This window comes from Nitratireductor arenosus (assembly GCF_009742725.1).
In the GTDB taxonomy this organism is placed as follows: domain Bacteria; phylum Pseudomonadota; class Alphaproteobacteria; order Rhizobiales; family Rhizobiaceae; genus Mangrovimarina; species Mangrovimarina arenosa.
Window position 1 is genome coordinate 107,315 of sequence record NZ_WPHG01000005.1, and the last position, 18,347, is coordinate 125,661.

Below are 18,347 nucleotides of genomic sequence, written 5' to 3' on the forward strand. Positions count from 1 at the left end.
TCTTTCCGCGCGCAAGGTAAAGATCAAAGAGCATTCCTGATGGACAAGCCGGCACCCTACGACACGCAGGACATTCGTCGTTTCCTGGCCGATTATCGCGCGGCCTGTCCGCACGATATCCTGACGATCGACGAACCCGTCTCCGACGACCAGGACGTTACCGCTTGCATCTGGGCGCTGGCGGCGCAAAACCGCGCGCCGGTGCTGCATTTCCGCAAGGTCGAAAATATCGGCGCCGAGGTCGTCTCCAACATATTCGGCTCTCGCGAACGCATCGCACATCTGTTCGGCGTTGAGGAAAGCCGGCTGCACGAGGCCTATCAGGCGCGCTCGCGGCGCGAGGTTGCGCCGGTCGAGCTTAAGAGCGGCCCGGTGACGGAACTGGTCGAGGATAGTGATATCGACCTTGAGTCGCTGCCGATGCTGAAGCACTTCGCCACCGACCGGGCGAAATACATCACCAGCGGCGTCATCATCGCCGAGCATCCAGAAACCGGCGGCGGCAATCTGAGCTACCACCGGGCGATGATCCATTCGAAGAACGAACTGGCGACCAGCCTGCATTCGCGCGGCCATTTGTGGCGGTTGTTGAACATGGCCAAGGAACGCGGCCAGCCGATGCCGGTCGCCATGGTGATCGGCGCGCATCCGCTGTTCATGATCGCGGCCTCGGCCCGGCTTGCCTTCGGCGCCGACGAGCGCGACGTGGCCGGCGGGCTCTTGGGCGAACCGCTCAAAGTGGTGCGCACGCCCAGGCACGGCATCCGCGTGCCTGCCTTCGCCGAGATCGTGCTGGAAGGGGTGATCGAGCCGGAAGCCCATGTGGAGGAAGGGCCGTTCGGCGAGTTTACCGGCTATTCGTCGGACCGATCGACCAATAATCTGTTCCGTGTCGAAACGGTGATGTGCCGGCGCGACGCGATGCTGGTTTCGGTCGCCGGCGGCAATTCGGCCGAACATCTCAATCTCGGGCGCGTGCCGCGCGAGGCCGAGATGGTGGAAAAGCTGAAGCAGCGTTTCCCCAGCGTGACGGCCGTGCACTACCCGGCCTCGGGAACGCATTTCCACGCCTATGTGGCGCTCAACCAGATGCGGCCAGGGGAGGCGCGTCAGGTCATGCTCGGCCTGCTCGGCTGGGACGCCTATCTCAAGACGGTGATCGCCGTCGACGCCGATGTCGACGTCACCCGCGACAGCGACGTGCTTTGGGCGCTGTCGACCCATTTCCAGCCCCACCGCGACGTCGTCATCATCGAAGGGCTGCCCGGCAACGCGCTCGACCCGTCGGCGTCGGGCATCGGCACGACCTCGCGCATGGGCCTCGACGCCACGCGCGGCGCCGATTTCCACGGCACGCTGGCCAGGATCGACGACGCGGCTTTCGCCCGCGCCCGTGCCGTGCTCGGCCGGCTCGGCGCGGCCGGGGGCTGAGGCGGGCGTCCCGTGAAGCCGGCCGATCCCTCCCGCAAGCGGCTGATCGTCGGTATCAGCGGCGCCTCCGGCGCGATCTACGGCATTCGCCTTCTGGAGATCCTGCGCGCGCTCGACATCGAGACCCATCTGATCGTGTCGAACGCGGCGCGGATCACGCTGGCGATGGAAACCGACAGCACGATCGCCGAGGTCGAACAGCTGGCGGCCGTGGTGCATTCCAACAAGGATATCGGCGCAGCCTGCTCCAGCGGCTCGTTTCGCACGCTCGGCATGATCGTCGCGCCGTGCTCGGTCAAGACGCTGGCGGAAATCGCGTCCGGCGTGACCTCCAGCCTTCTGGCGCGGGCCGCCGACGTGACGCTCAAGGAACGCCGCAAGCTGGTTTTGATGTTGCGCGAGACGCCGTTGCACCTGGGCCATATCCGTTCGATGGCGCAGGCGACGGAGGCCGGCGCGATCATCTGCCCGCCGGTGCCGGCATTTTACGCCAAGCCGCAAACGCTCGACGATATGGTCAACCATACAGTCGGGCGCGTGCTCGACCTGTTCGACATCGATGCCGGCCTCGTGCGGCGCTGGGACGGGTTGAAGGGCGCTGCCAAACAGCCGGTGACCGAGTAGACCCGTCAACGGCGCCCTGGTCGGTCAAATCTTCTTTTATTTTCTTGTTTTCCTTGACATTCCTGTTTCTCCCGACGGCAGGCGGATGACCGTTCCGACATTTGCCCCGTCACCGGAACAAGCAAAAAAAATCGCCGGCGCGAAGGCCGGCGACAGGTGGGGAGTCCTGGGAGAATGACAGGTCTCAGGCGAGACAGGTTTCAAGCATCTTCTCGATCTCGGCGCGGTCGATGTCGCGGCCGATGAAGACCAGCTTGGAATAGGGGCGGTCCTTGCCCCAGGCATGGTCGGCGCGAAAATCCATCAGCTTGTGGACGGCCTGGAGAACGAAAAAGCGGTCGTCTCCATCGATCGCCAGGATGCCCTTGGTGCGGAAGATCGCGTCGCCGTTTTCCTGAAGATAGGCCGACAGGGTAGCCTCCAGCCTGGCGCGGTCGAAGCGCTTGTCGAAGGTGAAAGATTCCGATCCCACCGTCTGGTCGTGCGTATGGTGGTGGTGATGATCGTGGTCGTCGAGATTCAGGAGCTTGGCGCGCTCGGCGACATAGGAAGGCTGGAACCCGCTAATGCCGAGAATGTTTGACAGGTCGACCTTGCCATAGCTGGCCTTCAAAATGTCCGCGGTCTCGTTGAGCTTGCGCAGATTGGTCTCCAATGCGCCGATGGCGGCATCGTCGACCAGATCGACCTTGTTGATGACGATCCGGTCGGCGGCCACGATCTGGTCGACCGCCTGGTTGTCGCGCCCGTCCAGAAGCGGATCGTCGACATGCTGGGCGATGTGCTTGGCATCGACCATGGTCACGATGGCGTCGAGCTCGACCTGACCGGCGACCTCGTTGTCGATGAAGAAGCTGGTGGCGACCGGCGTTGGGTCGGCCAGGCCGCTGGTTTCGACCAGGATGTGGTCGAACTTGTCCTTGCGGGCAAGCAGCTTCTGCAGCACCTCGACCAGATCGTTGCGCACGTCGACGAAGCAGCAGATGCAGCCGTTCTGCATCTGGAAAATCTCCTCCTCCGAGGCGATCACCAGATCGGAATCGACGTCGATTTCGCCGAACTCGTTCTCGATCACGGCGATGCGGTGACCGTGGCGCTCGGTCAAGATGTAGTTGAGCAGCGTCGTCTTGCCGGCGCCGAGGAAGCCGGTGAGGATGGTGACGGGAACCTTGTCGCCGCCCGTTGCCTGGATGTCGGGCATGGTCATGCCTCCTTCAATTTCACGCGCAGGGCGTTGAGGACGTTTTCCGGCGTGATCGGGTAGTGGCGGAAGCGCACACCGATCGCGTCGTGGATGGCGTTGGCGATGGCAGGCCCGATGGCGATGATCGGATCCTCGCCGACACCCTTGGCACCCCAGGGACCGCCCGGATCGGGCGCGGTTTCCAGGATGATCGTGCGGATCGGGGGCATGTCCATCGACAGCGGCATCTTGTAGTCGACGAAGCTCGGATTGAGCGAGCGGCCATTCGTCAGATCGATGACGTAGTCCTCGCTCAGCGTGTGGCCGATGCCCTGCTGGATGCCGCCCTCGATCTGCCCGGCGGCGGCGATCGGATGGATGACCTTGCCGATCTCGTGCACCGGGATCACCTGGAGGACGGCGACCTCGCCGGTCTCGGTGTCGACCTCGACCTCCACGAAATGGGCGCCGAACGAGTATGATTTGGTCGGGGTGTAGGTGCCGACACCGACGAGCTGGATCGCCGGCATGCCGCGCTGCGGGGCAACCGCCTCGCCGAGCGAGATCGAGCGGTTGGAGCCGTCGGTGCGGGTGATGACGCCGTCGGTGATCGTCAGATCCTCGGGGGCGGCGTCGAGCATCGGCGCGGCGTGGGCCAGCACCTGGCGACGCACGTCGGCGGCCGCGATCTGGGCGGCGCGGCCGCCCATATAGGTGGTGTGGCTGGCGAACGCGCCGATGTCCCAGGGCACCACGTCGGTGTCGCCCTGGACGACGGCGATATCCTCGAACGGCACGCCGAGCTCCTCGGCGACGATCTGCGACAGCGCGGTGTGGGCGCCGGTGCCGAGGCCTGCGGTGCCGGTCAGGAGCGTCACCGTGCCATCCTCGTTCATCTTGACGATGGCGTTGCCCTGTTCCTTGATGCCGGGATAGGCGCTGGAACCGTGCATCTCGCAGCCGATGCCCCAGCCGCGACGCTTGACGCCGTCGCCCTTCGGGGCCTTGCGCACTGTGTACCAGTCGCTTTCGGCCATGCCGCGGCGGATGCAATCCTCCAGGCCGTGGCCGACGATGGGATGGTTGGACGGCGCGATGTCGCCTTCGCGGACCGCGTTCTTCAGCTTGAACTCGGCCGGATCGAAGCCCAGCCTTTCGGCCGCCTCGTCGACCTGCAGGTCGATGGCGAAATAGGTCTGGACCACGCCGTAGCCGCGAAAGGCGCCGGCGATCGGCGTGTTGGTGTAGATGGCGCGGCCTTCCAGATGAATATTGTCGCAGCGGTAGAGCGAGGTCATCGCCGCCGTGCCGACATTGGTCACGCCCGGACTGTGCGAGCCGTAGGCGCCGGAATTGAAGACGATCCGCGCCTGGCGGGCGGTGATGCGGCCGTCCTTGGTGAAACCCTGCTTGAGCCAGATCTTGCCGGGATGACGCGAGCGGCCGCCGAAAAAGGTCTCCTTGCGGGTGAACTCCATGCGGACAGGGCGCGCGGTCTCCCTGGCGAGCAGGGCCGAGAGGAATTCGTGCTGGAACAGGTCCTGCTTGGCGCCGAAACCGCCGCCCATGTGGTCGACCACGACGCGGACCTTGTTCAGCGGCACGCCGAGCACTTCGGCCAGCGCGCCGCGCACCATGAAGGCGGTCTGGGTCGAACTCCAGATGGTAAGCTTGCCGTTGCCGTCCCACTGGGTGACGCAGATATTGGGTTCCATATAGGCGGCGGTCGGGCGGCCGAGTTCGTATTCACCCTCGATGACGAGGTCGGCCTCGACAAAACCTTTCTCGATGTCGCCGCGTTCGACGATCACCGGCGGCAGGACGTTGTTGTTGTCCAGGCCGTTGTCGTGGATCGCTGGCGCGTCGGGTTTCAGCGCGTCCTCGACGGTGAAGACGGCCGGTAGCGGCTCGTACTCGACCTTAATCAGGCCGAGCGCTTCTTCGGCGATTTCTTCGCTGACGGCCGCGACCGCGGCCACGCCCTCGCCCCAGTAACGTACGCGGTCGTCGAGGATGTACTGATCCTTGGTGACGGAGGCCGAGCGCGGATGCGGCGAGCCGTAGTGCAGCACGCGCGGCACGTTTTCGTGCGTGAGCACGGCCTTGACGCCCTTGAGCGCCAGCGCCTTGGACGTGTCGATCGACTTAATGCGCGCATGGGCGATGTCGCAGCGCTTGATCTTGCCGTGCAGCATCCCGGGCAGGATGATGTCGCCGGCATAGATGGCGCTGCCGGTAACCTTTTCCAGCGTGTCGGAGCGCTTGACGCTCTTGCCGACAACCGAGAAGCTTTGTTTGGTCGCGACGGGATGATCGTGAACAGTCATTGGGCCCTCGCTTTGTTCATCTCGTCGGCAGCGTCCTGAACGGCCTCGATGATTTTGGTGTATCCGGTGCAGCGGCAGATATTGCCGGCCAGCGCGAAGCGGATCTCGTCCTCGCTCGGGGCGGGGGTCTCGTCGAGCAGGGCCTTGGCCATCATGACGATACCGGGCGTGCAGAAACCGCACTGGGCGCCGCCGTGTTCCATGAACTTTTCCTGCAGCAGATGCGGCCTGTCGGGCCCGTGCTGCAGGCCCTCGATGGTCAGGATGTCGGCGCCTTCGGCCTCGACAGCCAGCACCAGGCATGCATTGACGGGCTTGCCGTCCATGATGACGGTGCAGGCGCCGCAATCGCCGACGTCGCAGCCCTTCTTGGTGCCGGTCAAGCCGCCTTCGGCGCGCAGCACGTCGAGCAGGGTGCGATTGACGGGGGAGGGCAGCTCGCGTTCCTCTCCATTAACAGTCATCGTGACGATACGGGTCATCAAATTCCTCCCATGGCCTGGCCAATGGCGCGCCGGGTCAAAACGCCGACCATCTCGCGGCGGTAGGCGGCGCTTGCGCGCACATTGCTGATCGGTGTGGATTCGGCCATCGCCGCATCGGCGATCGCGGCGATGGCGGCCGGGTCGATGGCGCGGCCGCGCAGAAGCGCCTCGGCGTTGCGAGCGCGGATCGGGGTCGGCGCGACCGCGCCGAGTGCGATGCGGATCTCCGTACAGGTGTTGCCATCGCGCTCGAGGCTGACGGCGACGCCGACGGTTGCGAGCTCCATCGCCTTGCGGCGGCCATGCTTGATGTAGGCGCGGCCGCTTTGCGGGCGTGACGGCGGCACGGAAATGCCGGTGACGATGTCGCCGGGCACCAGGACGGTGCGGCCGGGACCGGTAAAAAGGTCCTCCACCAGGATGTGCCGTTCCTGGCCGCGATTGTAGACGGAAAGCGAAGCGCCGTCGGCGACCAGCGGCGGAATCGTGTCGGCCGATGGCGAGGCGCGGCAGACATTGCCGACCACGGTGGCGCGGTTGCGGACCTGGATCGAACCGAGCGCGCTGACGGCGGTGCGCAGGTTGGGATAGTGTTCGATCACCGGCGCCCAGATTTCCAGTTCGCGCGCGGCGACCAAAGCGCCGAAGCGCAGGCCGGCCTCGGCGTCGTAGCGGTAGTCTTTCAGACCGGGTATCTTCTTGATGTCGACGACGTGGAGCGGCTTGCGCAGTTCCTCCTTGATCTCGACCAGAAGGTCGGTGCCGCCGGCGATGACGCTGGCCTCGGACCCGAGATCGGCCATGAGCGCGGAAGCCTCTTCGAGGCTTTCCGGCTGGTAATAGTCAAAACGTCTCATCTCGGCTCCATCCCTTTATATGCTTTTTCTCTAGCGACATTGTCGGCGGGCGCGGGTGGTCAGGCGGGCCGCGGCCGCGGGTCCTGCCCAGCCTCGTCCCCGCCGACAGACTTGATCGCGCTGTCGCGGTCTGTGCGAAGCTCCCGTTCGAGCTCGCGCAAATGCTCGGTGTTGAGGCGCGCGGCCTCGGCGCCGTCGCCGCGCGCCAGCGCGTCGGCGATCCGCTGGTGTGCCTCGTTGCCGCAAAATCGCGACTTGCGCGCCTCGCGCGTCCACGACAGCAACGGTTGGCGATTGATGAGGTCGCGCACGAAACCCGTCAGAACGTCGTTGCCGGAGAGTTCGGCGACAAGCAGATGAAAACGCCGCGATAAGTGGCGGGCCTCCTCCATGCGTCCGGCTTCGTAGGCTGTGCTTTCCTCGTCGATGAAGGCGTCGAGCCTGGCGCGACCGGCGTCGTTGAGCGTGTGCGCGACAATGTCGAGCACGGCTGCCTCGATCACGATGCGCGCCTCGAAAATCTGCCGTGCCTCCCCCGGAGAGCACATCGCGATGGTGGCGCCCTTGTTGGGACTGAGTTCGACAAGGCCGGCATGAGCAAGCGTAAGTAAACCATTACGGATGGCGGAGCGGCTGGCGCCGGCATAGCTGGCGAGTTCACGTTCGATCAGCCGCGTGCCGGGCGCGATCCTGTGCCCGAGGATGGCCTCGACCACCGCGCTGACGACGCGCTCCTCGGCCTCCGGTCCGCTCATCGATGCGCCGGGCGTTGCAGCGGCGTGACCGGGTCTGACGCGAAAGGGGGATTCCGACATGCGACCTCCATCAAGATTGTTGACAATCTATTCATTAAGTACAGATTGTCAACAAAATTTTCAATGGCTAAAAATATAATGATACCAATTAGTTAAATTCTCATATCCGCATCGTCGGGTAATTTTGGCTATTTTGCGAATAATTTCCGTTCATTGCAAGTATATATCAACTGGTGTCGAAATAATATTTCATATAATAAAATATATATAACCCGTTCTATAGGTTGATCGATCTTCTGGTCTATGATTATTCGTAAATTTATTTATTCGTACGCATTGCCCTCGCCGATGTCGGCTCGGCCGCGTGCGTTTGGCGGGCTGGGCCCATTCATTGAAATTCAGAAAGAATTTATCTGGATAATGAATTTGCCTAATCAATGGGTCCGGCGCTAGCGTTGCCGTCGATGGTGAAAGCCAGGAAAGGGAGTTTTGGATGCTGGCAAACGGTAACGTCCTTCATCCCCGTGCCGGCCGCGCCTATGTTTTGCGCGGCGGGCGCATCGTCGTGAGCGCCGACGAGATCCGCAACGCCGATATCCTTGTCGGCGTCGACGGGCGCATCGCCCGGATCGGGGAGGGGGTAAGCGACCCCGGTGCCGATATAGTGGACATTTCCGGCCGATTGGTGGTGAGCGGCCTCGTCGACGCCCATCAGCATCTCGACAAAACCGGTGTGCTGCGGTTCACACCGAATCCGTCGGGTACGCTGCAAGGCGCACGCGAGGCATTTGCCAAATATGCCCGCAACGCGCCGCCGGACGACATTACGCGCCGCGCCGAGCGCACCATGGCGCGCTGCCTGTCACGCGGGACGACCGCGATCCGCAGTCACGTCAACGTCGACAAGGATGCCGGTTTCAACGGGATCGAGGCGCTCTCGGCGCTGCGAGACAGTTGGGCGGACCGATTGACGCTGCAACTGGTGGCGTTCATGACCCCGCATCCCGGGCAAGATCTCGAATGGCTCGAAGCCAATATCGACGCCGCCGTCGAGAAGGCGGACGTGGTCGGCGGCACGCCGGCCGTGGCCGAGGATCCCTTTCGCTACATGGACATTCTGTTCGGCGCGGCCGCCCGTCACGGCAAGCCGGTCGACCTGCATCTCGACGAACATCTCAATCCGCAGCGGCCGCTGTTCGATGCGGTCTTCGACCGGGTGCGCAAATTCGGGCTCGAGGGCCGCACCGTGCTGAGCCACGTCTCGGTGTTGAGCGCGATGCCGCGCGATGCCTTCGAGCGCGTCCGCAACGAGATTCTCGAGCTTGATCTCGGCGTCGTCACATTGCCGGCGGCCAATCTCTATCTGCAGGGGCGCGACGCGGACATGCTGCCGCCGCGCGGGCTGACGCGCGTGGCCGAGCTGGTGCGTGCGGGCGTTCCGATCGCGACCGCGTCGGACAATATCCAGGACCCGTTCGTGCCGACCGGTGCCGGCGACATGCTGGAAATCGGCCGCTGGACGTTGCTTGCCGGCCATTTACGCGGCGACGAACTGAAGACCGTCTATTCGATGATGACCGATATCCCGGCCCGGTTGATGGGTTTGGGGGCGGATTACGGTCTGCGCGAGGGCGCGTTCGCCGATCTGTTGGTCACCGATTGCGCCGATGTCGACACGTTGGTTGCCGGCGGCGCCGACGCGATGACGGTGATCGCCAAGGGCAAACCCGTTTTCGACACGGCTTCCAGGCCGGTCGCGGGAGACGAGCACCGCCAGCCGGCGGGGAGCGGCTGACCGGCATCCGACTGGAGCCGGGACGCATGATGAATGATATCTGGGAGGAGCATCATGACTATGACTAGACGCAACTATATTGCGGGCATGGCGGTCGCAGCCGCGGTGACGATGTCGCTGCCGACCGCGGCCTGGGCCGACACGCTGAAGATGGGGCTGCTGGTGCCGGGCAGCGTTTCGGAGGAAGGCTGGAACCGCATCGGCTACAACGCGCTGAAAGGCGTGGAGAAGGAACTGGGCGCGCAGGTCAGCTATGTCGAGCTGCAGCAGAATCCGGCCTCTTTCGAAAAGGCGTTCCGCGACTATGCAAGCCAGGGCTACACCGTTATCCTGGGCCATGGCTTCGAGTTTCAGGATGCCGCGCTCGACGTGGCGCCGGACTATCCCGATACCGTCTTCCTGATCTCCTCGAGCTACATTCACGAAGACAACGTGATCGGCCTCAACACCGACACCAGCCAGCCCTTCTTCCTGATGGGTTTGGTCGCTGCGAAAATGGGCAAGAAGGCCGGCCTCGTGGGCGGCATGGAAATCCCGCCGATCCAGCAGGCCTTTGAGGGATTCAAGAATGGCGCCCGCAGCGTCGATCCCGAATTCCCGATCAGCGAGGCCTATATCGGCAATTTCTCCGACACCACGGCCACCAAGGAAGCGGCCCTGAGCATGATCGCGCAAGGCGTCGACTTCCTCGTGCCGAACGCGTCCGGCGCCACGATCGGCGGCTACCAAGCGATTGCGGAAGCGGGCAAAGATGTCGGCACCTTCAGCATCTTCAGCGATTTCACCGAGGTCGCCCCGGACAATATTCTGGGCCTCTACGTTGCCGACTACGCCCAGGGCGTGGTGAAGGTGGTGCGGGGGATCCAGGAGGGTGACGTGCCGAGCGGCAACGTCGAGTTCGGCCTCAAGGATCCCGAGGTGATGAAATTCACCTTCCGCGACGACGTGAAGAACCCGGTTCCGGCCGACATTCGCGCCGTTGTCGAAGAGGTGAAGGGGAAGATCGCCGCCGGCGAGATCCAGACCCGCGCGCGCTGAAGCGGGCCGCGAAAGCCGGTCGCCGGCTTTCCGGATGGATCGTGCAACACCAGGCGAGACGAACCGTGAGGGCGCGAAGAACGTGCCCTCATGGTGGCGGCAGGCGCGCGACGGCCTTGCCGACCGCGTGATGAGGGAGAGAGCATCATGAAGTTTTCGAGAAGGACCTGCCTTGCGGCGCTGGCCGGCCTGACCATGGCGGGCGCGACCGGACCAGCGCTGGCTGACGATTTCAAGATGGGGCTGCTTGTGCCGGGCAGCGTCGCCGAGGAGGGCTGGAACCGCATCGCCTATGACGCCTTGCTGCGTGTCGAAAAGGAACTCGGCGCCGATATCAGCTATGTCGAGCTGCACGAAAACCCGTCGGCGTTCGAAAACGCGTTCCGCAACTATGCCAGCCAGGGCTATGACGTGGTGCTCGGCCATGGCTTCCAGTTCCAAGACGCGGCGCTGACCGTTGCCGCGGATTTTCCCGATACGACATTCCTGATTTCGTCGAGCCACGTCTTCGACGGCAATGTGATCGGCCTCAACACAGATTCCAGCGAGCCATTCTATCTCATGGGTGTCATCGCGGCGATGACCGGCAAGTCGGCGGGCCTGGTCGGCGGGCTTGAAATCCCGCCGATCAAGCAGTCCTTCGAGGGTTTCATCAACGGGGCGCGCAGCGTCGATCCGAACTTTCCGATCTCGCAGGTCTATGTCGGCAGCTTCACCGATTCGACCGCGGCCAAGGAAGCGGCGGTCGGCATGATCGCGCGTGGTGCCAACATTGTCGTGCCCAACGCCAATGCGGCCGGTCTCGGCGTCGTGCAGGCGGCGCGCGAAGCGGGGCCGGACGTCCAGACCTTCAGCGTCTATTCCGACTATACCGAGGCGGCGCCTGAAAACACGCTCGGCGTCTATGTCGCCGATTACGGCCAGGGCATCGTGCGCATCGTCTCGCAGATCAAGGACGGCAGTTTCGAGGCGGCCGGCAATATCGTGTTCGGCCTCAAGGACACCGACGTGATGATGTTTTCCTACAACGATCATTCCGCCCGTTCCGTGCCGGACGATGTCCGCCGCAAGGTGGAGGAGGTCAAAAACGGGATCATCGCCGGCGAGATTGCAACCCGCGCCGATTAACCCATCACCTGCAAGGACAGGGCACCGACCGGTGCCCGGTTCCATGCTTTCGCGAGTTTTTCGAACGACGACAGGATCATGGCGAACATCGAAAACGAGCGGCCGCGCGCCGCGGATACCGATATTATGGGAAATGCCATGAGCATGTTGGTTCGGATCGCACAGGCGATCGCCCTGCCCGTCGCGGCGGTGCTGGTCGCGCTTATATGCGGCGGCATACTTTTGAGCCTCAACGGCTTCAACGGATGGGACGTCTTTTCCGTCATGATTGTCGGCGTGCTGCAGGACACACGTTCGATCGCCGAGATCCTGCTGAAATCGATCCCGCTGATCCTGATCGGCGTCGGGCTGTGCGTGGCCTTTCGCTGCAGCATCTGGAACATCGGCGCGGAGGGGCAGCTTTATGCCGGTGCGGTCGCGGCGACGATCGTCGGCGTCGCTTTCGAGGGCCTGACACCCTGGATCTACGTGCCGCTCGTCATGGTGGCCGGCGCGCTCGCCGGCGCGGCCTGGGCCGGGATCGCCGGCCTGCTCAAGGTCTATTTCCGCGCCAGCGAGATCGTCACCACGATCATGCTCAACTATATCGCGCTGATCGGGACCAGCTATCTGGTGACGGGCCCGCTGCGCGACGCCGCCTCGGCCTATCCGCAGTCGGCGCGGCTTTTGAAGGAGGCTTGGATGCCGCGCATTCTGCCGCCGACACGGCTGCATATCGGCATCCTGGTCGCCGTCGCGCTGGCGATCGCCTTTTATGTATTCCTGTTCCGCAGCAGCGCCGGTTATGCGGTGCGCGTGGTCGGCATCAACGCCAATGCGGCGCGCTATGCGGGCATCAATGTCGGCCGCAACATCATGATCGCCATCTGCATCAGCGGCGGCATGGCGGGTTTGGCCGGCGCGTTCGAGGTCGCCGGCGTCACGCGCCGGCTCTACCAGAACATTTCGCCCGGCTACGGCTTCGAGGGCATCGCGGTCGCGCTCTTGGCCAACAACAACCCGATCGGAGCGATTTTTTCCGGCGGGCTGTTCGCCATACTGCGCTCCGGGTCCGAGTTGATGCAGATCACCGCCCAGGTGCCGCAGGTTCTGGTGTCGGTGATCCAGGGCATGGTCATTCTCTCGGTCGTCGCCTTCGGCGTCTACCGGTTCCGCTCCGCCTCCCGTTCGCAGTAGGTTCATCATGGAAGACGTCGCGACACTCGGTTTCATCGCCACCACGATCGGCGCCACCTGGCGCCTGGCGACCCCGCTGATCTTCGCCGCGATCGGCGAGGTGTTTTCGGAGCGGGCCGGCGTGCTCAATATCGGGCTGGAAGGCGTGATGCTGGTCGGCGCCTTCGTCGGCTTTGCCACCATGTTCGCCTATGGCAGCCTGCCGCTCGGGCTGGCGTCGGCGGTAGCGGCCGGCGCGGTCGTCGGGCTGCTGTTCGCCTTTTTCACCATCACCATCAAGGCCGACCAGATTGTGGTCGGCGCGGCGATAAACCTGCTCGGCATGGGACTGACGGCCTTCCTGTTCCGCACTTATTTCGTCGGCACGGGTCGGGGCGTCGAAATCGCGCAACCGCTCGACATTCCCGGTCTCAGCGACCTGCCGTTCTTCGGCGAGGCGTTCTTCCGTCACAACGCCATCGTCTACAGCACGCTGCTTGTGGTGGTGCTCGCGGTGGTGGTTCTCTACAAGACCTCGTTCGGACTGACCCTGCGCGCCGTCGGCGAGCATCCCAAGGCGGTCGACGTGGTCGGGCGCAGCGTGGCCGCCTACCGCTACGGCGCGGTCATGATCGGCACCGGGCTTGCCGGTCTCGGCGGCGCGTTTCTGACACTTGGTCATTCCAACCAGTTCGTCGAAAACATCACCTCCGGTCGCGGCTTCATCGCGCTCGCGGTCGTCGTGTTCGCGCGCTGGTCGCCGGTGGGCGCTTTCTTCGTCGCCATGTTGTTCGGCCTGTTCTACGCGTTGCAGCTTCAGCTTCAGGCACAGCCGGCGCTCAACATTCCCTACCAGGCCCTGCAGGCGCTGCCTTACGTGATGACCATCGTCGCTCTGGTGATGGTACGCAATAAGGGCGACACGCCGAAGATGCTCGGCGTTCCCTACACCAAGGCGTGAGGCGGGACCGATGAACACACAGCCCTTCCTTCGCATGGACGACATCCACAAGCGCTTTGGCGATCTCGTCGCCAGCGGCGGCGTCACGCTCGAGGTGGAAGAGAACGAAATTCATTCGCTGCTCGGCGAGAACGGTGCCGGCAAGAGCGTTCTGATGAATATTTTGTGCGGGGTTCTGTCTCCGAACGAAGGCCAGATCATCTACAGGGGCGAACCGTTGCGGCTGGGCTCGCCGCGCGAGGCGATCCGGCATGGCATCGGCATGGTGCATCAGCATTTCATGCTGGTTCCGAACCTGACGGTGGCGGAAAACTACGTGCTGGGGCAGGGCATGCCGGCGCGCGTGATCAGCAATATGCGCGACGTCTATGCGCGTATCCGCGAATTGTCCGAGCGTTACGGGCTCGATGTGCGTCCCGATGCGCTGATCCAGGACCTTTCGGTCGGCGAACAGCAGCGGGTGGAGATCCTCAAAGTGCTGTTTCACGGCATCGATCTACTGATCCTCGACGAACCGACGGCCGTGCTGACGCCGCAGGAGACCGACCGCTTGCTTGTGCTGTTGCGCGACCTGGTCAAGGACGGCAAGACGGTGATCTTCATCTCGCACAAGCTCGACGAGGTGATGACGGTCAGCGACCGCGTCAGCGTCATGCGCGACGCCAAGGTGGTGTTCACCACGCGGGCCGCCGACACCAATCCGCGCGAACTGGCGCGCATGATGGTCGGCCGCGACGTGCTGATGGAGCTGCCGCGCACGAACCGGACACCGGGGCGCACGGTGTTTTCCGTCGACGGGCTGAGTTGCGACAACGAGATCGGTCTGCCGGCGGTGCGCAATGTCTCGCTCGAGGTGCGCGAAGGCGAGATCGTCGGCATTGCCGGCGTGTCCGGTAACGGGCAGAGCGAACTCGCGCTCGCCATGACCGGCCTCCTGCCGGTCACCTCGGGAACGATTTCGCTCAATGGCGAGGAGATCAGCCGGTTGCCGCCCGGCGAGGTCAACCGCCGGCCGATCGGGCACATTCCCGAAGACCGTCACAAGATGGGTATCGTGCTGCCTCTGGCGCTGACGGAAAACGTGCTCTTGCAACGTTACAACAGGCCACCCTTCGCCAAGCACGGCCTGTTGAAATTCGGGACGATCGCCGAGCACACCCGCGACCTGATCCGTCGGTTCCGGGTCAAGGCTTCGGGCGAGTTCGACCTGATCCAGAACCTGTCCGGCGGCAATCAGCAAAAGCTGGTCGTGGCGCGCGAACTGGCGCGCGATCCCGATTTCCTGCTTATCAACCAGCTCACCCGCGGCATCGATATCGGCGCCATGGAACTGGTCATGCAGGAGGTTCTCAAACAGCGCGAGGCGGGCCGGGCGATCCTTTTGATCTCGACCGAGTTGGAGGAATTGTTCGCCATTTGCGACCGCATCCTGGTGATGTTCCACGGCGAGCTGGTCGGCGAGCTGCCTCCCGACCGGGGGCGCATCGAGGAGATGGGCCTGCTGATGGCCGGCGACAGGCAGGAAGCGGCCCGGCTGGCCGCCGCGCGGACCTGATGAGCAGGCGTACGCGGCACTCTCATTCAAAATTCGAAACAATTTCGCGAATATTGTCGGATTGAAAATCAATCGCGATAGCCTCACCCTGCCGGACCGAGATGGCCGCAACGGCCATCGGACCCAGCAGGACGGGACCCGCCGTGTGAACGTAACGCTTCGCCAGATACAGGCCTTCGTCGCCGTGGCGGAGCTTGGCCGTTTCAATCTCGCCGCCGGCCGGCTGAACCTGACCCAGTCGGCAATCAGCATCCTGATCAAGGAGCTGGAGACCGAGCTCAGGCAGAGGCTGTTCGACCGCCATACCCGCATGGTCAGCCTGACGGGGGCGGGGCGCGAGTTCTTTCCCCAGGCCCGCAAGGTGCTGGAGGACCTCGAGATCGCGGTCGACAGCGTGCACGAACTGGCCTCGCTGCGGCGCGGGCGGGTTCTTGTCGCCTCGGCGATCGTTTTGGCGGCGACCTTCCTGCCGCCGGTGATTGCCCGGTTCAACCGGCGCTATCCCGATATCAGCGTGCAGGTGCGCGACATGCCGGAGGAGGAAATCCGTCCGGCGCTGAAGCGCAACGAGGTCGATTTGGCGATCGGCACGGTCGCCGACGAGGACCCGGAGGTGGAATCCACCCACATGATGCGCGACCGGCTGATGCTGGTATGCCGGGCCGATCATCGTTTCGCGCGCCAGAAGAACGTGCGCTGGTCGGATCTGTCCGGCGAGGCGCTGATTGCGCTGGCGAAGGAAAACCCGCTGCGCGACCTCGTCGACCGGGCACTGCTGCACGTGGCGCCGGATATCCGGCCGTCCTACGAGGTGCGGTTTTCAACTACCGCGATCAGCATGATCGCGGCCGGGCTGGGCGTTTCCGTGTTGCCGGAAAACGCCCGTCAGCTCGCGCCGCTGGTCGACGTCAAGGTGATGGAACTGGTCGAGCCGGCGATCAGCCGCGACGTGTCGGTGCTGCAGCACCGCCAGCGCGCCCTGTCGCCTGTCGCCCAGAAGATGAAGGAATATCTGCTCGACGCCGAGCGAGAGGGCTGAGGTCGGGCGAAGACGGGGCGTCGGGGCCGGAAACAGGCCCGCCGGCGCCCTTTTCGCACGAGATGTGTATAGGGCTGCCGGCGGGAGATGGCTGGGATGGAGGCTTTCGCCTCCGCCGTTTCAGTACACCACGACGCTTCTGATGCTTTCGCCTTTGTGCATGAGGTCGAAGCCTGTGTTGATCTCGTCGAGGGTGAGCGTGTGGGTGATCATCGGGTCGATCTGGATCTTGCCGTCCATGTACCAGTCGACGATCTTCGGCACGTCGGTGCGGCCCCTGGCGCCGCCGAAGGCGGTGCCCTTCCAGGTGCGGCCGGTGACGAGCTGGAACGGCCGGGTGGAAATCTCCTGGCCGGCGCCGGCGACCCCGATGACGATGCTCTCGCCCCAGCCGCGATGGGCGCTTTCCAGCGCCTGGCGCATCACTTTGACATTGCCGGTGCAGTCGAACGTGTAGTCGGCGCCGCCGATCTGGTCGGCGCCGCGCTTGGTCATGTTGACGATCTCGGCCACCACGTCGTCGACTTGCGTCGGGTTGACGAAATGCGTCATGCCGAATTTCTCGCCCCACGCCTTCTTGTCGTTGTTGAGGTCGACGCCGATGATCCGGTCGGCGCCGGCCAGCCGCAGGCCCTGGATGACGTTCAGGCCGATGCCGCCCAGCCCGAACACGGCCGCCGTGGCGCCGATCTCGACCTTTGCCGTGTTGATGACGGCGCCGATGCCGGTGGTGACCCCGCAGCCAATATAGCAGATCTTGTCGAACGGCGCGTCCGGATGGACCTTGGCCAGCGCGATCTCGGGCAGGACGGTGAAGTTCGAAAAGGTCGAACAGCCCATATAGTGGTGGATCTTGTCCTTGCCGATCGAGAACCGGCTGGTGCCGTCGGGCATCAGGCCCTGGCCTTGCGTGGCGCGGATCGCGGTGCACAGATTGGTCTTCTGCGACAGGCAGGACGGGCACTGGCGGCATTCGGGCGTATAAAGCGGGATGACGTGGTCGCCCTTTTTCAGGCTTTCCACGCCCGGCCCGACATCGACCACGACGCCGGCGCCCTCATGGCCGAGGATCGCCGGAAAAATCCCCTCCGGATCAGCGCCCGACAGCGTGAACTCGTCGGTGTGGCAGATGCCGGTCGCCTTGATCTCGACCAGAACCTCGCCGGCCCGCGGCCCCTCAAGATCGACCTCCATCACCTCAAGCGGCTTGCCCGCCCCAACCGCAACAGCCGCTCGTGTCTTCATCGTAACAATCCTCTTCAATCACATTATTATGGGTTTGGAGATGGCGCGGCGCCGCGCGACCTGCGCCCGTTTAAGCGCGGAACAGCCAGGAAATCGATTCCTATCCCAAGGGCGATACGTTAGGCCGCACGTGCCCGGCTGGCCGGGAAGATGCCCGACATGACGATGAAGCCGTCAACCCGCTTGAGCCGGTCGCACCAGCGCCGGATCGCCGGATAATCCTGGCGCGATATGCCGCCTTCCTCCGACAGCATCACATAGGGAAAGCAGGCGATGTCGGCGATGGTGGGATGCGCGGCGCCGCACAGCCAGTCGCGGCCTTCCTGTTCGCCGAACCACAAATGTTCGTCGAGGATGCGGAACAGGCGGTGTGCGCCGGCCCGGCAGGCGTCGATATCGACATCGTAGAACAGGCCGTCATGCAGCCTGGCGGCGGACGCCGTCGCGGTGATGCCGTCGGCGAAGGCCAGCCACTGACTGATCTCGCCCAGAAGCCTGGCGTCGTCGCGTGGATACCACGTGCCGGACGTGTCGTAGCGCGCTGCCAGATAGACCAGGATCGCCTGGGCGTCGCGCAGCACCAGCCCGTCATCGTCGACAACCGGAAGCTGGCCGAGCGGGTTCACGCGCAGGAACCAGGCCGATTTGTGCTCGCGGCCGGGATAGAAATCGACCGGCACGGTCTCGTATTCGACCCCCAGAATGCTCATCAACAGCCGCAGCTTGTAGCAATTGCCGGAAAGTTCGTAATCGTAGAGCTTGATCATCC

The 18,347-nt window shown here is 63.9% G+C and carries 16 protein-coding genes; 9 read left to right on the forward strand and 7 right to left on the reverse strand.

What is annotated here, in order from left to right:
• Positions 1 to 39: 39 nt before the first annotated feature.
• A complete protein-coding gene (locus tag GN330_RS19260; RefSeq protein ID WP_156714507.1) occupies positions 40 to 1,431 on the forward strand; it encodes a UbiD family decarboxylase in 1,392 nt (463 codons plus the stop codon).
• 12 nt (positions 1,432 to 1,443) lie between these two features.
• Complete coding sequence (locus GN330_RS19265) at positions 1,444 to 2,055, forward strand: UbiX family flavin prenyltransferase (RefSeq protein WP_343040935.1); 612 nt, start codon at positions 1,444 to 1,446, stop codon at positions 2,053 to 2,055.
• A gap of 184 nt (positions 2,056 to 2,239) precedes the next feature.
• On the opposite strand, the gene GN330_RS19270 is transcribed toward GN330_RS19265, so the two are convergent.
• Genes GN330_RS19270 through GN330_RS19290 form a run of 5 tightly spaced genes read right to left on the reverse strand, consistent with a single transcriptional unit; the run spans position 2,240 to position 7,722 of the window.
• On the reverse strand, positions 2,240 to 3,256 hold the full coding sequence (locus GN330_RS19270; protein ID WP_156714509.1) for a CobW family GTP-binding protein: 1,017 nt from the start codon (positions 3,254 to 3,256) through the stop codon (positions 2,240 to 2,242).
• 2 nt (positions 3,257 to 3,258) lie between these two features.
• Positions 3,259 to 5,565: a xanthine dehydrogenase family protein molybdopterin-binding subunit gene (locus GN330_RS19275; RefSeq protein ID WP_156714511.1), complete on the reverse strand. Its 2,307-nt coding sequence runs from the start codon at positions 5,563 to 5,565 to the stop codon at positions 3,259 to 3,261.
• Entirely contained in the window at positions 5,562 to 6,047 is a 486-nt protein-coding gene (locus GN330_RS19280; protein WP_156714513.1) for a (2Fe-2S)-binding protein, read from the reverse strand. The genes GN330_RS19275 and GN330_RS19280 overlap by 4 nt, the downstream gene beginning before the upstream one ends.
• Entirely contained in the window at positions 6,047 to 6,907 is an 861-nt protein-coding gene (locus GN330_RS19285; protein WP_156714515.1) for an FAD binding domain-containing protein, read from the reverse strand. Before GN330_RS19285 ends, GN330_RS19280 begins: the two co-directional genes overlap by 1 nt.
• 59 nt (positions 6,908 to 6,966) lie before the next feature.
• The gene (locus GN330_RS19290) at positions 6,967 to 7,722 is read right to left on the reverse strand and encodes a GntR family transcriptional regulator (protein ID WP_246188761.1); all 756 of its coding nucleotides are present in this window, start codon (positions 7,720 to 7,722) and stop codon (positions 6,967 to 6,969) included.
• A gap of 433 nt (positions 7,723 to 8,155) precedes the next feature.
• On the opposite strand from GN330_RS19290, the gene GN330_RS19295 reads away from it, so the two are divergent.
• The 7 genes from GN330_RS19295 to GN330_RS19325 all read left to right on the forward strand — a co-directional run bounded on the left by GN330_RS19295 (position 8,156) and on the right by GN330_RS19325 (position 16,333).
• On the forward strand, positions 8,156 to 9,457 hold the full coding sequence (locus GN330_RS19295; RefSeq protein ID WP_156714518.1) for an amidohydrolase family protein: 1,302 nt from the start codon (positions 8,156 to 8,158) through the stop codon (positions 9,455 to 9,457).
• 87 nt (positions 9,458 to 9,544) lie between these two features.
• The gene (locus GN330_RS19300; protein WP_425487186.1) at positions 9,545 to 10,495 is read left to right on the forward strand and encodes a BMP family protein; all 951 of its coding nucleotides are present in this window, start codon (positions 9,545 to 9,547) and stop codon (positions 10,493 to 10,495) included.
• 147 nt (positions 10,496 to 10,642) lie between these two features.
• On the forward strand, positions 10,643 to 11,623 hold the full coding sequence (locus GN330_RS19305) for a BMP family lipoprotein (RefSeq protein WP_156714523.1): 981 nt from the start codon (positions 10,643 to 10,645) through the stop codon (positions 11,621 to 11,623).
• A 138-nt stretch (positions 11,624 to 11,761) separates the two neighbouring features.
• Positions 11,762 to 12,799, forward strand: a complete 1,038-nt coding sequence (locus GN330_RS19310; protein ID WP_246188762.1) for an ABC transporter permease — start codon at positions 11,762 to 11,764, stop codon at positions 12,797 to 12,799.
• A gap of 7 nt (positions 12,800 to 12,806) precedes the next feature.
• Positions 12,807 to 13,739, forward strand: a complete 933-nt coding sequence (locus GN330_RS19315) for an ABC transporter permease (RefSeq protein WP_156714527.1) — start codon at positions 12,807 to 12,809, stop codon at positions 13,737 to 13,739.
• A 10-nt stretch (positions 13,740 to 13,749) separates the two neighbouring features.
• A complete protein-coding gene (locus GN330_RS19320) occupies positions 13,750 to 15,294 on the forward strand; it encodes an ABC transporter ATP-binding protein (protein WP_156714529.1) in 1,545 nt (514 codons plus the stop codon).
• Positions 15,295 to 15,439: 145 nt separating this feature from the next.
• A complete protein-coding gene (locus GN330_RS19325) occupies positions 15,440 to 16,333 on the forward strand; it encodes a LysR family transcriptional regulator (protein WP_343040936.1) in 894 nt (297 codons plus the stop codon).
• Positions 16,334 to 16,453: 120 nt separating this feature from the next.
• Here GN330_RS19325 and GN330_RS19330 read toward each other — a convergent pair whose 3' ends face one another.
• Both GN330_RS19330 and GN330_RS19335 read right to left on the reverse strand, forming a co-directional pair.
• Positions 16,454 to 17,578 carry an S-(hydroxymethyl)glutathione dehydrogenase/class III alcohol dehydrogenase gene (locus GN330_RS19330; protein ID WP_156714531.1) on the reverse strand — a complete coding sequence of 375 codons (1,125 nt, stop codon included), beginning with the start codon at positions 17,576 to 17,578 and terminating at the stop codon, positions 16,454 to 16,456.
• Between the two features lie 119 nt (positions 17,579 to 17,697).
• Complete coding sequence (locus GN330_RS19335) at positions 17,698 to 18,345, reverse strand: glutathione S-transferase family protein (protein ID WP_156714533.1); 648 nt, start codon at positions 18,343 to 18,345, stop codon at positions 17,698 to 17,700.
• Positions 18,346 to 18,347 lie beyond the last annotated feature (2 nt).

Coding starts and splice junctions, on each gene's coding strand:
- GN330_RS19320 (WP_156714529.1), top strand. CDS start 13,750: ATGAACACACAGCCCTTCCTTCGCATGGACGACATCCACAAGCGCTTT.
- GN330_RS19285 (WP_156714515.1), bottom strand. CDS start 6,907: ATGAGACGTTTTGACTATTACCAGCCGGAAAGCCTCGAAGAGGCTTCC.
- GN330_RS19290 (WP_246188761.1), bottom strand. CDS start 7,722: ATGTCGGAATCCCCCTTTCGCGTCAGACCCGGTCACGCCGCTGCAACG.
- GN330_RS19270 (WP_156714509.1), bottom strand. CDS start 3,256: ATGCCCGACATCCAGGCAACGGGCGGCGACAAGGTTCCCGTCACCATC.
- GN330_RS19300 (WP_425487186.1), top strand. CDS start 9,545: ATGGCGGTCGCAGCCGCGGTGACGATGTCGCTGCCGACCGCGGCCTGG.
- GN330_RS19305 (WP_156714523.1), top strand. CDS start 10,643: ATGAAGTTTTCGAGAAGGACCTGCCTTGCGGCGCTGGCCGGCCTGACC.
- GN330_RS19335 (WP_156714533.1), bottom strand. CDS start 18,345: ATGATCAAGCTCTACGATTACGAACTTTCCGGCAATTGCTACAAGCTG.
- GN330_RS19275 (WP_156714511.1), bottom strand. CDS start 5,565: ATGACTGTTCACGATCATCCCGTCGCGACCAAACAAAGCTTCTCGGTT.
- GN330_RS19310 (WP_246188762.1), top strand. CDS start 11,762: ATGAGCATGTTGGTTCGGATCGCACAGGCGATCGCCCTGCCCGTCGCG.
- GN330_RS19295 (WP_156714518.1), top strand. CDS start 8,156: ATGCTGGCAAACGGTAACGTCCTTCATCCCCGTGCCGGCCGCGCCTAT.
- GN330_RS19280 (WP_156714513.1), bottom strand. CDS start 6,047: ATGACCCGTATCGTCACGATGACTGTTAATGGAGAGGAACGCGAGCTG.
- GN330_RS19260 (WP_156714507.1), top strand. CDS start 40: ATGGACAAGCCGGCACCCTACGACACGCAGGACATTCGTCGTTTCCTG.
- GN330_RS19315 (WP_156714527.1), top strand. CDS start 12,807: ATGGAAGACGTCGCGACACTCGGTTTCATCGCCACCACGATCGGCGCC.
- GN330_RS19330 (WP_156714531.1), bottom strand. CDS start 17,578: ATGAAGACACGAGCGGCTGTTGCGGTTGGGGCGGGCAAGCCGCTTGAG.